General features: G+C 70.5%; 2 protein-coding genes. Both read left to right on the top strand.

Annotation, left to right across the window (positions count from 1 at the left end; all coding sequences use genetic code 11):
- The first annotated feature begins 4 nt into the window (after positions 1-4).
- Positions 5-14,278 (top strand): cadherin-like domain-containing protein, encoded by a 14,274-nt coding sequence (locus tag EZ313_RS22195; RefSeq protein ID WP_135265505.1) that lies wholly within the window; start codon positions 5-7, stop codon positions 14,276-14,278.
- Positions 14,275-16,761, top strand: a complete 2,487-nt coding sequence (locus EZ313_RS22190; RefSeq protein WP_135265504.1) for a PAS domain-containing hybrid sensor histidine kinase/response regulator — start codon at positions 14,275-14,277, stop codon at positions 16,759-16,761. The genes EZ313_RS22195 and EZ313_RS22190 overlap by 4 nt, the downstream gene beginning before the upstream one ends.
- Positions 16,762-16,771 lie beyond the last annotated feature (10 nt).

The following is a 16,771-nucleotide window of genomic DNA, read 5'->3' as shown; positions in this document are numbered from 1 at the left end:
CGCCATGACCCGCAGCTGGCTGCGAAGCAGGAGACCCGCACGGCGACGCCGGATCGCTCCGCATGCCGAGTGGCTGGAACCACGGCTGCTGTACTCGGCCGATGCCGGCGCCCTGCTGGCCGCCACGGCCGGCAGCGACGCCACCGAGACGCGCACGCTCGACGACGGCCTCGAATACACCGCAACCGCAACCGCCGCCACGCCGACCGAGAGCGAAGTCCGCTCGGCCTATGCGCTGACGCCGCTGCAGTTCGAGGCCGATGCCGGCCAACTGGGCGAGGGCGTCGATTTCGCCGCGACCGGGATCGGCTACGCCGTGCGCCTCGGCGGCGGCCAGGCCGAACTGCTGCTGGACGGCGCCGAACAACCGGTGCGGCTGGAACTGGTGGGCGCGCAGCCCGGCACCGCCACCGGCGAGAACCTGCTGGCCACGCGCAGCAACCACCTGGTGGGACAGGACCCGTCGAAGTGGACGACCGACATCGCCAACTACGGCAGCGTGCGGTACGAGGGCGTCTGGGACGGCATCGACGTCCGCTACTACGGCAACCAGGGCCAGCTGGAATACGACTTCCTGCTGGCCCCGGGCGCCGACGCGTCGAAGCTGCTGCTGCGCTTCCATGGCGTGGACGACGTGCGGCTGGATGCCGATGGCGACCTGGTGCTCCAGGTGGCCGGCACGAACCGCGAGGTCCGATTCCAGGCGCCAGTGAGCTACCAGCAAGGTGCACAAGGCCGCGAGAGCGTCGAGAGCCACTACGAGCTGCTGGCGGACGGCACCGTGCGCATCGTGGTCGGCCCCTACGACACCACCCGCGCCCTCGTGGTGGACCCGGTGCTGACGCACGCGACCTATTTCGGCGAAGGCGGAGCGGAGACCGCGCTCGGCGTGGCCGTGGGCGCCGACGGGTCCGTCTACGTCACCGGCCACACGACTTCCAGCAGCGGCATTTTCGGCAGCCGGCTGGCGAGCGGCTCCGACGGCAGCGAGGCCTACGTGGCCAAGTTCAATGCCGACCTCACCAGCCTGATCTATGCCACCCGCTTCGGCGGCAGCAGCACGGAGGAGGGCACCGCGATCGCGGTCGACGCGAGCGGCAATGCGATCGTCACCGGCTGGACCCGGTCCACGGATTTCGTCGGCGTCTCCGCGGGCAGCGACCAGGCCGCGCGCAACGGCACGCAGGATGCCTTCGTCGCGAAGCTGAACGCCGCCGGCAACGGCCTGGTCTTCAGCACCTATTTCGGCGGCAGCGGCAACACCGACGTCGGCAGCGGCGTGGCGGTGGACGCGGCCGGCACGATCCATGTCGTCGGCACGATCTCGGGCACGTCGGACGACGCGTTCCTGAACAAGTACTCGGCCGCCGGGACCTCGTTGGCCAAGCTGCAGTACGGCGGCAGTGGCAACGACAGCGCCGCCGGCGTGGCCGTGGACTCGGCAGGCAACGTCTATGTCGCTGGTACCACGCTCTCGAGCGATCTCGTCATCACGGGAGGCGCGCAGACCACGCGTCCCGGCACGGATGACGGCTTCCTGGTCAAGTACAACGCGTCGGGGGCCATCGCCTACTCGACCTACGTGGGTGGCACCAAGGCGGACACCATCACCGGCGTGGCGGCCGACGACAGCGGCCGTGCCTACGTGGTCGGGCGCATCAAGGATCCGAGCCAGGGCTTCGCCACGACGGCAGGCGCCTTCGCGACCACGGCCTACACGCACGAGACCGGCTACCTGCGCATCTACGACACGACGCTCACGGGCGCCGCGTCGCTGGAGTACTCCACCTTCATCGGCGGCAGCCTCACGGCGGGAGGCGCGACGTCCAGCACGCTCACCGACAGTCCCACCGGCGTGGCCGTGTCGGGCGGCTACGTGGCCATCGTGGGCTCGACCGACACCTCGAACTTCCCGACCACGTCCGACGCGGTCAGCCGCACCAACACCAGCGGCACCACGGGCTTCGTGATCGTGCTCAAGCCCAAGGGCGGCGGCAGCAGCGACCTGGCCTATGGGACGTACTACGGCACCGGCATGGCCACCGGCGGCGTCGCCTGGGGCACGGGCAACCGCGTCTACATGGTGGGGTCGGTCACGGTCGGTGGCCTGGCGACGTCCGACGGTTACGACAGCAACTACAGCACCGGCGGCGACGGCGTCGTCGCGGTCTTCGGCGGTTTCCCCAACAGCGCGCCGGTGCTGGCGGGCACGGCGATCACCCTGCCCGCGCAGGTCGAGGACGCGGCCCCGGGGACCGGCACGCGCGTGGTCGACCTCGTGGCCGGACGGATCACGGACGACGACGCCGGTGCGCCGCGCGGCATCGCCATCGTCGGCGCGGACACCAGCAACGGCAGCTGGCAGTACACGCTGGATGGGACGACCTGGACCACCCTCGCTCCTCTCGCCAGCGGTAACGCCTTGCTGCTGGCGGCCGACACGAATACGCGCGTGCGGTTCGTGCCGAACGCGAACTTCGCCGGCACCAGCTCCATCGCTCTGCGGGCCTGGGACCGCAGCGCGGGCACGCACGGCAGCGTCGTGTCGGCGGGCGTGGTCGGCGGCACGAGTGCCTTCAGCGCCGCCACGACCACCGCCAGCGTCACCGTCACCGCCGTCAATGACGCACCGGTTCTCACGGCTGGAACGCTGGGCAACCTGAACGTGCTCGAAGGCACAACCGCTCCGCTGGGCCTCCCGGGCTATGGCCCGGGTGGCGGTGCGGATGAAGCAGGGCAGGGCGTCACCGTCACGGTCACGGCGCTTCCCACCGGCGTCGGCAGCGTGCAGCTGGACGACGGCACGCCCGTCACCGTCAATGCCAGCTACACGCTCGCGCAGCTGCAGACGATGCGCTTCCAGTCGAGCGCGCCGGGCAGCGGCACCTTCGCCTTCACGGTCCGCGACGACGGCGGCACGATTGGTGGTGGACTCGACTCGCTGTCGCAGTCGATCACGATCACCGTCACCAACGCGGCCCCGGTGCTGGCCGCCTCCGGGAATGCGTTCATGCAGCTGGAGGACCAGCCCGGCATCGGAATTCGGGTGAGCGACCTCGTCGCAGGCAAGGTCGCCAACGCCGGCGGCTTCCTCGGCATCGCCGTGGTCGACATGCCCAACGGCAACATCAACGGCACCTGGCAGTACAGCCTGGATGGCGGCACGACCTGGCTCGCGCTGTCGGGAACCACGAACAACTCCCGGCTGCTGGGGCCCGACGCGCGCGTGCGGTTCGTCGGCACCCCCGGCGCCAACATCAACGGCAGCATCCCGGGCTTCGAGTTCCGGGCGTGGGACGGCACGAGCGGCGTGTCCGGTGGAACAGCTTCGACGAGCGCCGTGGGCGGCACCACCGCTTTCAGCAGCACGTTCGCGACAGCGGAGCTCACGGTCATCCCGGTCAACGACATCCCGGTGCGCTACGACGTCAACCTCGGCACGTTCGTCGCAGCGCCGGCCAACGTGACGGTGAACGAAGCGGCGCCCATCACGTCGCTCGGCCTCGGGGCCATGCAGTACATCTCCGGCTACGCCGCGGACGAGTACTACGCGCAGACCCTGAGCTACTCGGTGGCCACCGTGCCGGCAGCCGGCATGGGCACGGTCTACCTCGCCGACGGCGTAACCGCCGTCACAGCCAACACGAGCTACACCCTCGCGCAGATCCAGGGCATGCGCTTCAAGGCGGCGGCCGGCGTGCAGAACGCCGTGGGCACCTTCAGCTGGATCGTGAAGGACGACGGCGGCATGGCCAACGGCGGCGTGGACACGCTGGTCGAGTCCATCACCATCCGCGTGCGCAACGTCGCGCCGGTCCTGAGCGGCGTGAATGCCATGCCCGGCACCGTCGAGGACGTGCCGGGCAACGGCATGCGCGTGGCCGACCTGATCGCGGGCAAGGTCACCGACCCGGGCAACTCGCTGGGCATCGCCGTGATCGCCGCGGCGGGCGGCAGCGCCGGCACCTGGGAGTACACCAGCAACGGCGGCACCAGCTGGAGCTCGCTGGGCGCGGCCAGCAGCACCAACGCGATCCTGCTGGAGGCCGGCGGCCAGTGGCGGGTGCGCTTCAACCCGGCGCCCAACTGGAACGGCACCTCGCCGGCCTTCACCTTCCGCGCCTGGGACCGCAGCACGGGCAACGGCGGCCTCACGGCCGACACGACCCTGAACGGAGGCTCGACCGCCTTCAGCACGGCGACCGCGAGCGCCACCGTCGTCGTCGGCGCGGTGAACGATGCGCCAGTGCGCACCGATGCGCCCAGCGTTGCGCCCGGGCCGCTGGTCGTCCTGGACGGTACGCCGACCACTTCGCTCGGACTGGCAGGCTTCACGGTCGGCACCGGCGGTGGCGGCGACGAGGCGGCGCAGTCCATCCTCGGCTACACGATCACCAGCCTGCCGTCCGGCCTGGGCACGACGTACCTGGCCGACGGCACCACGCCGGTGGTGCTGGGCGCGAGCTACACGCTGGCCCAGATCCAGGGCATGCAGTTCGAGTCCTACGGGATCGGCTCGCTCGGCACGCAGGCGTTCTCCTTCGCGGCCCGCGACAGCGGCGGCACGGCCAACGACGCGACCGACACGGCGACGTTCACGGTCAACGTGGTCGTCAACCGGGCGCCGGTGCTCGACGGGGCCCATTCGCCCCTGACCGTCTACGAGGACTTCGACTGGACCAACAACGCGCCTTCGGGCACCCCGCCGCCCTGGGCCAGTGCGGCGCAACGAGCCGGCGTGCTGGTGAGCGACATCATCGCGGGGCAAGTCTTCGACACCAGCGGCAGCCAGGGCGGCATCGCCGTCATCGGCACTTCGGGCAACGGCACCTGGCAATTCACGATGGACGGCGGCACCACCTGGACGTCGCTGGCGGGGCTGAGCAATACCAGCGCGATGCAGCTCGCCGCCGACACGCTGACGCGCGTGCGGTTCCTGCCGTCGGCGGACTGGAACAGCACGATGGGCACGGCCGGCATCACCTTCCGCGCGTGGGACCGCACGGTGGGCACGCCCGGCACGCTGGGGGATGTTTCGTACAACGGCGGGCCGTTTGCGTACAGCGCGGCGACGGCGACGTCGGTGACCACGGTCGTCGCCCGAAATGACGCCCCGGTCGCCAGCAACACCACGGGCGGCACGGTCCAGGAGGGCGCCGCCCCGGTGCCGATGCTGGCCGGCGGAAGCTTCGCGCCCGGGCCGGCCACGGCCACCGACGAAGCTGGCCAGGCGCTCACGTTCCGCTTCACCGCCATTCCCGATCGCGTCGTCATCCTGCTGGCCGACGGCGTGACACCCGTGAGCCTGGGAACGGTCTACACGTGGGAGCAGTTCCAGGGCATGGTCTTCCGGTCCGGCCTCAATGCGACGCCGGGCGTGGCGACCGTGGCCTTCGAGGTGCTGGACAACGGCGGGACCGACAACGGCGGCACGGACCGGCTGAACCACACGCTCAGGCTCACCGTCACCAACCGCGCACCGGTGCTCAACGGCGCGAACCCGATGGCGCCGGTCCAGGAGGACACCGCGGATGCCGGGACGCTGGTGGCCGACCTTGTCGCGGGGCAGGTGGACGACCCCACGGGCACGCGCGGCATCGCCGTCGTCAGCGTGGACAACAGCCACGGCAGCTGGCAGTACACGAGGGACGGTGGCACCACCTGGCTCGCTTTCGGCAGCCCGTCCGCGGGCAGCGCGCGGCTGCTGCTGGCCGACGCGCTGACGCGCGTTCGGTTCGTGCCGGCTGCGGACTGGACCGGCACGGCGACGCTGGGCTTCGCCGCCTGGGACGGCACCTCGGGCAGCGCGGGCGGGCTGGGCAACTCGACGCTCAGTGGCGCCGGCACTGCGTTCAGCACGGCGACCGCCGTGACCAGCATCACGGTGGTCCCGGTGAACGACGCTCCCGTGGGCGGCGTCGTGTCCGACCTGGTGGTCGCCGAGGACAGCGGCAGCACCGGACTCGGCCTCGGCGCGGTGAACTATGGCCCCGGCGGCGGCGCCGATGAGGCGGGGCAGGGCCTGACCTTCATCGTGGCGGCCCTGCCGCCTGCGAGCCTGGGCCGCATCACGCTCGCGGACGGCACCGACGTCACGACGGGCGAGTACACGCTGCAGGAACTGCGCGGCATGCGCTTCGTCACCGCGAGCAACGCCGTCGGGACCGCGACCTTCGGCTTCCAGGTGAAGGACAACGGCGGCGGCGCGGACACGCTGGCGCAGTCGCTGCAGATCACGGTCAACCCCGTCAACGACGCGCCGGTCACCGCGGCCGACTCTGTATCCGGCACTGAAGACCAGCCGCTGGTGATCGCCCCCGGCACGCTGCTGCTCAACGACAGCGACCTCGAAGGCGACGCGCTGACGTTCACCGGTGTCACCAGCGGCACGGGCGGGACCGTGGCGCTCTCCGGCGGCAACATCGTCTTCACGCCGCAGGCCGACTTCAACGGCGCCGCGACCTTCACGTACACGGTGAAGGACCCGAGCGGCGCGGAGTCGACGGGCTCTGTGACCGTGAACGTCGCGCCCGCGAACGACGCGCCGGTGGCCAACGACGACAACCTCACTGCCGGCACCCTCAATCTGACCATCAACACGGCGGCTCTGCTGGCCAACGATTTCGACCTCGAGGGCGACACGCTGACGGTCGTCTCCGTGGGCTCGTCGGATCACTGCACGGTGACGCTGCTCGGGAATACGGTGCTGTTCGTGGCGCAGCCCCTCTACACCGGCCCGGCCAGCTTCGAGTACACGGTGAGCGACGGGCGGGGCGGTTTCGCGACCGCCACGGTGCACGTCAACATCGTGCTGCTCAACTCGCCGCCGACCGCCGGCGCCGACACGGTGGCAGCGACGGAGGACACGCCGAAGGTGATCGCCGCCTCCACGCTGCTGGCGAACGACTCCGACCCGGACCTGTTCGACTCGCCTTCGATCACCGGCGTCTCCGCGATCCTGGGCGGCACGGTCAGCCTTTCGGGCAGCACCATCACCTTCACGCCGGCCGCGGACTTCAACGGGCCTGCCCGCTTCAGCTACACGGTGAGCGACGGGCGCGGAGGCAGCACCGTCGGCACAGTGACGGTCAACGTCGCGGCGGTGAACGATGCGCCGCTCGCGGGTGCCGACAGCGTGGCGGGGACGGAGGACCAGGTCCTCACCATCGCGCCGGCGACGCTGCTGGGCAACGACAGCGACATCGACGGCGACGCGCTGGCCATCACGGGCGTGGCCAACCGCAGCGGCGGAACCGTCGCCATCGTGGACGGCAACATCGTCTTCACGCCCGCGGCCAATGCCAGCGGCACCGGGAGCTTCGACTACACAGTGTCCGACGGGCGCGGCGGCAGCACGACCGCCACGGTGAGCGTGGTGCTCGCCGCCGTGAACGATGCCCCCGTGGCGACGGCTGACGCCATCGCAGGCACGGAAGACCAGCCGCTGACGATCGACGCGTCGCTGCTGATCGATAACGACAGTGACGTGGATGGCGACGGCGTGGTCATCACCGGCGTGGCGAATGGCTCGGGCGGAACCGTGACGCTGTCGGGCAGCACGATCGTTTTCACGCCCACGGCCAACCACAACGGCCCGGCGACCTTCAGCTACACGGTCTCGGACGGCATGGGCGGCACCGCGACGGCGGTCGTGACCGTGAACCTCGCCGCGGTGAACGACCCGCCGGTGGCGGCGGACGACACGTTCACCACCGGCGAGGACACGCCGCTGACGCTCACACCTGCGGCGCTGCTGGGCAACGACAGCGACACCGAGAACGATTCGCTCGCGATCACTGGCGTCACCGGGTTGACCGGCGGAACGGTGCAGATCGTCGGCGGCAACGTCGTGTTCACCCCGGCAGCCGACTTCAACGGCACGGCGCGATTCAGCTACACGGTCTCCGACGGCCACGGCGGCACGGCCACGGCCATCGTCGACGTGGTCGTGACCCCGGCCAACGACGCGCCGGTCGCGACGGATGACACCGTTACCGGAACGGAAGACCAGCTGGTGGTGATCACCCCGGCGGCCCTGCTGGCCAACGATGCCGACCTGGACCTCGACACGCTGGCCATCGTCGGCGTCACGAGCGGCACCGGCGGAACGGTGGCGATGTCGGGCGAGAACATCGTGTTCACGCCCGACGCCGACTCCGACGGCACGGCCACGTTCACCTACACCGTGAGCGACGGCCAGGGCGGCACGGCCACCGGCACCGTGCGGGTGACCCTCGCGCCGGTGAACGACGCGCCGCTCGGTCACGCCGACGTGCTGGCGGCGGCCGAGGACACGCCGCTGGTCATCGACACGGCCACGCTGCTGGACAACGACGAGGACACGGAGAACGATGCCCTGACGATCACCGGCGTCGCCAACGCCTACGGCGGCGTGGTGACCCTCTCCGGGAACACGATCGTCTTCACTCCGGACGCGAACTACGCGGGCACCGCCGGCTTCACCTACACCGTCTCGGATGGACGCGGCGGATCCTCCAGCGCCGGCGTGACGATCGTGGTGGCGCCAGTGAACGACGCGCCGGTGGTCGTGGGGGAGACGGCGGCGACCGACGAGGACACGCCGCTCGCGTTCACCCCGGGCGCGCTGCTGGCCAACGACAGCGACATCGAGAACGACACACTGAGCATCGTCGCCGTGGCCGACGGCGCCGGCGGGCAGGTGAACATCGTCGACGGCAACGTCGTGTTCACGCCGGACAGCAACTTCAACGGCACGGCGAGCTTCTACTACACGGTCTCCGACGGAAACGGCGGCACCGCCACCGTGCAGGTGGTGGTCGCCGTCGGCGCGGTGAACGATGCACCCACCGCCGGTGACGACCTGCTGACCGGCACCGAGGACACGCCCGTCGCTATCGGGGTGGCCGACCTGCTGGCGAACGACAGCGACGTGGAGGGCCAGGCCCTCACGATCACCGGTGTGACCGCCATCGCGGGCGGCAGCGTGACGCTGTCGGGCGGGACGATCAGCTTCACCCCCACGGCCAACTTCAACGGGCCGGCCAGCTTCAGCTACACCGTGTCGGACGGCAACGGCGGCGTTTCCACCGGCACCGTCATCCTCCAGCTCGACGCCGTGGACGATGCGCCGGTCGCCGTGGACGACACGCTGTCCGCCACCGAAGACCAGCCGCTGACGATCACGCCTGCCGAGCTCCTCATCAACGATCTCGCGTTCGACGGCGAGACGCTCACCATCACCAGCGTGACCAGCGGATCGGGCGGCACGGTCACTCTCAGTGGCGGCAGCATCGTGTTCACGCCGGACGCTGGCTTCCACGGCGACGGCACCTTCAGCTACACGATCGAGGACGGGCAGGGCGGCACGTCGAGCGCCACCGTCACCATCCAGGTTGCCTCCGTGAACGACCTGCCCGTGACCGGCGCGGACGCAGTCGCGACGCCGGAAGACCAGCCGTTGACCCTCCTGCCTTCCGATCTGCTGGGCAATGATGCGGACGGCGACGGCGGCGTGCTGGCCATCGCGGGCGTGACCGCGGGCGGCGGTGGCACGGTTGCGCTCGTGGGCGGCAACATCGTCTTCACGCCGACGGCGAACTTCCATGGCACTGCGACGTTCACGTACACGCTGAGCGACGGCCAGGGCGGCACGGCCACGGGGACGGTCACGATCACCGTGACGGCGGTGGATGACGCGACGGTCATCGGGGCGGACGTCGGCGCCACCGTGGAAGACGGCGTCGCCTCGGGCAACGTCCTGGCCAACGACAGCGACGTCGACAACGCGCTGCAGGTCGCGGGCTTCAGCATTGGCGGCACCAGCTACGCCGCAGGGGCGTCGGTAAACGTGCCCGGCATCGGCAGTTTCAGCCTGGCCGCCAACGGCGACTATGTCTTCACCCCGGCGGCCGACTGGAACGGCACGGTCCCGCAGGTCAGCTACGTCACGAGCACCGGCGCCACGGGGACGCTGGACATCACGGTCGGCGCGGTGGACGACGCCACGAGCACCACCGCCGATGCGGGCACCGTGGACGAGGACACCGTGGCCACCGGGAACGTGCTGGCCAACGACGTGGACGTGGACAACCTGCTGCAGGTCAGCAGCTTCTCGATCGGCGGCACGCTGTACGCAGCGGGCGCGACGGCCAGCGTTGCCGGGGGCAGCTTCACGCTGGCCGCCGATGGCATCTACACGTTCACGCCGGCCGCGAACTGGAACGGCACGCTGCCTCAGCTCACGTACACCACCAACACGGGCGCCAGCAGCACGCTGGACATCACCGTGGATGCTGTCGATGACGCCACGGGCGCCACTGCGGACACGCTGCTCGTCGACGAGGACACCGTCGCCACCGGCAACGTCCTGGCCAACGACACCGACGTGGACGACGCGCTGCAGGTGACGGGCTTCAGCATCGGCGGGAGCTCCTACGCCGCCGGCGCGACGGCCAGCCTCTCCGGCATGGGAAGCCTCACGCTGCGGGCCGATGGCAGCTACACCTTCACGCCGGTGGCGGACTGGAACGGGGCGCTCCCGCAGCTGACGTACACGACCAGCACCGGTGCGAGCAGCACGCTGGACCTCACCGTTGCTGCTGTGGATGACGCGAGCGCGCTCGTGCCCGAGACGAACATCGTTGATGAAGACACCACCGGCACCGGCAACGTGCTGGCGAACGACAGCGACGTCGACTCGCCGCTGCAGGTGGCGAGCTTCGAGATCGGTGGCACGACGCATGCTGCCGGTTCGACGGTCGCGATCGCCGGCGTGGGCAGCTTCACGCTTGCCGCGAACGGCGCTTACATCTTCACGCCCGCAGCCAACTGGCACGGTGCCGTCCCGCAGGTCACCTACACGACGAACAGTGGCGCCAGCAGCACGCTGTCGCTCACCGTGAACCCCGTCGACGACGCCACCGTGATCGGAGCGGACGTGGTGACCACGGCCGAGGACAACGCCGCCACCGGCAACGTGCTGACCAACGACAGCGACGCGGACGGGGCGCTGCAGGTCACGACGTTCCAGGTCGGCGCTACGACCTACGCTGCCGGGCAGACGGCCACGATTTCCGGAGTGGGCAGCATCACGATGTTGGCCGATGGTGGCTTCAGCTTCACTCCGCTGGCGAACTGGAACGGCAGCGTGCCCGTGGTGAGCTACACGACCGACACGGGCGCCATCGGCACGCTCACGATCACGGTGTCCGCAGTGGACGACGCCTCGGTTCTGGTCGCTGATGCGCTCACCATTGCGGAGGACAGCGTCGCAGCCGGCAACGTCCTCGTGAACGACACAGACGTGGATTCGCCCCTCCAGGTGACCAGCTTCGAGGTGGCCGGCACCCGGTACGCAGCGGGCGCGACGGCCATGATCGCAGGTGTGGGCAGCTTCACGCTGGGCCTGGACGGAGCGTTCAGCTTCACGCCGGCAGCCAACTGGAACGGCGCCGTCCCGCAGGTCACCTACACAACCAGCACCGGCGCCAGCAGCACGCTGGACCTCACGGTGACACCGGTCGGCGACCCGACGGTGGCAAATGCCGATACGGCCACAGGCCCTGAGGACAACGCGGTCACTGGCAACGTGCTTTCCAACGACACCGATGCTGACTCCGTGGTCACCGTGGCCTCGTTCCAGGTGAATGGCTCGGCGCACACGGCGGGCAGCACGGTGCTGATCGCGGGGGTCGGCTCCTTCTCGCTGAGCGCCGGCGGCGATTACCTGTTCACCCCGGTGGCGAACTGGAACGGCAGCCTGCCGCTGATCGGCTACACCACCAACACCGGCGCCACGAGCACGGTCGCCATCACCCTCGTGGCGCAGGACGACGCCACGTCCGCCACTGCGGACACAGCGGCGGGAACGGAGGACACCGTCGCGACGGGCAACGTCCTCGCCAACGACACCGACTCCGATTCCGCACTCCAGGTGGCCAGCTTCGGGATCGCGGGCAACACCTACGCCGCCGGCTCGACCGTGAACCTGGCGGGCGTGGGCACGTTCACGTTGGCATCCGACGGCAGCTATCTCTTCACACCCGTGTCGAACTGGAACGGCACGCTGCCGCAGGTCAGCTACACGACAAACACCGGTGCCGTGAGCACGCTGGCCATCGTCGTGGCCGCGGTCGACGACGCCTCGGTGCTCGGCGCCGACAGCGCAGTCGGCGACGAGGACACGGTCGTGACCGGCAACGTGCTGGCCAACGACAGCGACGTGGATAACGCACTGGCCGTCGCAAGCTTCTCCATCGGCGCGACCAGCTACGCCGCCGGCGCGACCGCGGTGCTGGCCGGCATCGGCAGCTTCACGCTGCAGGGGAGCGGGGCCTACACCTTTACGCCGGCCGCCCACTGGAACGGCGCCGCTCCGCAGGTGGAGTACACGACCAGCACCGGCGCGCGCGCCACGCTCGACGTGCGCGTGACGCCGGTCAACGACGCGCCCGTGCGCACTTCGGCCGCACCCTCGCGGCTCAGCGTGGTCGAGGGCAGCGCCGCGATGCCGCTCGGACTTGGCGGGCTGTCGTATAGCCCGGGTGGAGGCGCGGACGAGGCGGCCCAGGCGCTGCTGGTCACCGTCACCGGTCTTCCGTCCGGGATCGGCACGCTCGTGCTCGCCGATGGCCGCACGCCCGTAACGATTGGCGCGAGCTACACGCTGGCCGAACTGCGCACGCTGCAGTTCATCGCGTCTTCGACCGTCAGCAGCGGCGCCGGCACGTTCACCTTCAGCGTGCGCGACGACGGCCCCGGCGCAGCGGCGTTGACGGAACGCGTCTACATCAACGTCGTCAACCAGGCCCCGACGCTGCAAGGCGCCAACGCCTTGCCGGCCATCGCCGAGGACGCGCAGTCCAGCGGCGCCATGCGGGTCGCGGACCTGCTCGCGGGCCAGGCCTTCGATCCGCTCGGCCGCACCGGGATCGCCGTGATCGCGGCCGAGGGCAGCGGCGGGCACTGGGAATTCAGCCGCGACGGCGGGACGAGCTGGTCGGCCTTCAGCGGCGTCAGCGCAGCCGATGCCGAACTCCTGGCGGGCGACGCGCAGCTGCGCTTCGTGCCCGGCGCGAACTGGAATGGCCAGGCAAGCGGCCTGGGCTTCCGGGCCTGGGACTTCAGCGGCGGCACGGCCGGCACCACGCGGGCGGATACGCGCGTCAACGGCGGCAGCTCCGCCTTCAGCAGCGGCATCGCCTCCGCGAGCGTGACGGTGCAGGCCGTCAACGATGCGCCGGTGCGACTCGACGGCTCTGCAGCCGTCACTGAAGTCGCCGAGGGTAGCGCCGGGTCGCTCGGATTGGGCCAGCTGGCCTATGGACCGGGCGGAGGTTTCGACGAGGCGGGCCAGGCGCTCACCGTGGTCATCACCGCGCTGCCTTCCTCCGCGCTGGGCACCGTCCTGCTGGCCGACGGCAGCACGCCGGTTGTCGTGGGCGGGACGTACACGCTTGCCGATCTCCGTTCGATGCAGTTCGTCGCCGCCGCGGGCAGCAGCGGCAGCATGGGCGAGCTGGCCTGGACCGTCCGCGACGACGGCGGCACGGCCGGCGGCGGCATCGACCGCGTGTCCGGCGCGCTGCGCATCGAGGTCGGCAGCCAGGCGATCGACGCCGGCGGCGGGATCGGCCCGATGCCCGCTCCCGCATCTGCGCAGCCGCCGCTGACGGACCCGCAGCTCCCGGCTGCCGCACCGGGCAGTGAACCCGCCAGCACGCCAGGTCGCGTCGTCGGGTCGATCGAGGCCCTCGGCGGCAGCCTGCGAGACGATCTGGCCGGCGCCAACGTGCTCGGCTCGATCATGGGCTTCGCGCCGCCGCAACCGCAGCACGCGACCGCCACCGGCCGCGTGCTCGACGGAAGCGACGTTACCCAGATCACGCTGGTTCCCGCCACGCTCGACTTCGCGGGCGACTTCCTCGTCACGGGCTTCGCCGGCCTGCAAGGCGCCTTCGCGCCGGTCTCGGCGGAGCAGCTCCAGCTGGCCTTGCGTTCCGCCGCCTTCCTGGAAGAACTGAACCGGCTGCGCCGCCAGCTGCAGGAGGAGTTCAACCTCGATCGCACGACCACCATCACCGTGGCCGGCCTGTCGCTGGGTGTCTCGCTGATCTACGTGCTGTGGCTGATCCGCGGCGGCGTGCTGCTCGGAAGCTACCTGTCGGCGCTGCCCGCGTGGCGCCTGCTGGATCCGCTGCCGGTGCTCGCGCGTTCCGGTGACGACAAGGACGAGGACGACGAGGCGCTGCCGCCGGCCACGCGCATCGCGCCGGATCCGCTGCGGGGTTTCGCTTGAAGCTGCTCAACACTCGCACCTACATCGCGCTGGGCCTCGCGTCCATCGTCAGCACCGTGCTGCTGGCGGCGTCGTTCCTCGGCCTGGTCCCCGACCGCAACGGCGCCATCCGTGCCGGCCATGTGGCCCTGGCCGAATCGGTGGCTGCCAGCAGCGCCGCTTTCCTGAACAGCTCCGACCCCGCGCGGGTGCAGGAGCTCCTCCGGTTCATCCAGACCCGCAACGACGACCTGCAGTCGATCGGCCTGCGCTCGCGCGAGGGGCGACTGCTGCTGACCACCGGGGACCACGCGCGCCATTGGCTGCCGGTGGAAAGCGGCCGCGTGCCGGACTCGCAGATCCAGGTGATGCTGTTCGCCGGCAACCAGCCCTGGGGCCAGCTGGAGATGCGCTTCGCGCCGCTGACCGCGCCGGGCATCGCGGGCGTCTTCCAGATGCCCCTGGTGGTGCTGCTCGCGTTCGCGGGCTCGCTGTGCCTGCTGTCGTTCTACATCTACCTTCACCGCGTGCTGCACCACCTGGACCCCGCCAAGGCGATCCCTCCGCGCGTGCGTTCGGCGTTCGACTCGCTGGCCGAAGGCCTGGTGGTGATCGACTCGAAGCAGAACGTGGTGCTGGCCAACGAGGCGCTCACGAAGCTGCTGGGCCGCGACCACGAGCAGCTGATGGGCAAGCCGGTGTCGGAGATCGCGTGGCTCGATGGGGAAGGCCGGCCGCTCGCGTCCGAGCACTTTCCCTGGACGGCATCGCTCGCGACCGGCAGCCTCCAGAAGGACCTTCCGATGAAGCTGCGCGACGTCCAGGGGCAGGTGCGCAGCTTCGTCGTCAACTGCTCGCCGGTGCTGGCCCGCGGCGGGCAGGCGTCCGGCGTGCTGGTCAGCCTGAAGGACATCACGCTGCTCGAACGCAGCCAGGTGGAACTGCGCGAGGCCCGGGACGAGGCCGAGGCCGCCAACCGCGCCAAGAGCGAGTTCCTGGCCAACATGAGCCACGAGATCCGCACCCCGATGAACGCCATCCTCGGCTTCACCGAGCTGCTGCGGCGCGGCTTCGGCCGCAACGAAGGCGAGTCTTCGCGGTACCTCGAGACGATCCATCGCAGCGGCAGGCACCTGCTCGGCCTGATCAACGACATCCTGGACCTCTCCAAGGTCGAGGCCGGCCAGCTGGCGGTGGAGAAGATCGCCTGCGCACCGCACGAGATCGTCCAGGGGGCGGTCGAGGAGCTGGGACTCAAGGCCCGCGAGAAAGGGATCGCCCTCACGCTGCGGCAGGACACCCAACTTCCGGAGCAGGTGCAGTCCGACCCCGCGCGCATCCGCCAGGTGGTGCTCAACCTGCTCAGCAACGCGATCAAGTTCACCGATGCGGGCAGCGTGGAAGTGGTGCTTTCGTGCGCCAACGGCCACTACACCGTGACGGTCAAGGACACCGGCATCGGCATGGAGCAGGGCAAGGTCGAGTCGATGTTCGAGCCGTTCACGCAGGCGGACGCATCGATCACGCGCCGCTTCGGCGGCACGGGCCTGGGGCTGGCCATCAGCCGCCGATTGGCGCGCGCGCTCGGGGGAGACCTCACCGGCAGCAGCCGGCCGGGCGCCGGCACCACCATGGTCTTCAGCTTCGCCACCGGCGCGCTCGACGGCCTGCGGATGCTCGATCGCTCCCAGCTCGCAACGGGCGCAGCGGCTCCCAAGGCCAGCCGCCGCCGCTGGAAGATCCCGCCGGCGCGGGTGCTGGTGGTGGACGACGGCGCGGAGAACCGCGAGCTCGTCTCGCTCGTGCTGGCGGAGCAGGGCCTCTGGGTGGAGGAAGCCGAGCACGGCCAGGCGGCGCTCGAGAAGCTCGCGGCTGCGAGCTTCGACCTCGTGCTGATGGACATGCAGATGCCCGTGATGGACGGCTACGCGGCGACGCGCGAGCTGCGCCGCCGCGGCGCGCGCGTCCCCATCGTCGCGCTCACGGCCCACGCGATGAAGGGCTCCGAGCAGAAGGTGCTGGAGGCGGGCTGCACCGCGTACCTGACGAAGCCGATCGACATCGATGCGCTGATCCAGCAGGTGGCGCACCTGCTGGGTGGCGCTCCCGAGGACGTAGCGGCCGGCCTCGCGACGCAGGTGGCGCAAGAGGCGCAGGCCCCAGCCGAACCCGATGACGCGCCGGCACGGATCCGCTCGCGCTTCGCCGACAACGCGAAGCTCGCGCCGATCGTGGCGCGGTTCGCCGGCCGGCTGTCCGAGCAGCTGGGGCACGCACGCGACGCGGCCGAACAAGGCGACCTGGCGGAGGTGGAACGCCTCGCACACTGGCTCGCCGGCGCGGCCGGCACCGTCGGCTATGACGAATTCACGCCGCCCGCCCGCGAACTCGAAGCGGCCTCGCGGGCCGGCGACGGCACGCGCGCCCGCACGGTCCTGCAGCGCCTGCACCGCATGGCGGAGCAGCTCGAAGTCCCTGAACACCCCGCAGCAAACCCGCAGTAACCCCGCAGTA

The organism is Ramlibacter henchirensis (assembly GCF_004682015.1).
GTDB lineage: Bacteria > Pseudomonadota > Gammaproteobacteria > Burkholderiales > Burkholderiaceae_C > Ramlibacter > Ramlibacter henchirensis.
This window is presented reverse-complemented; position numbering and strand designations above follow the sequence as displayed.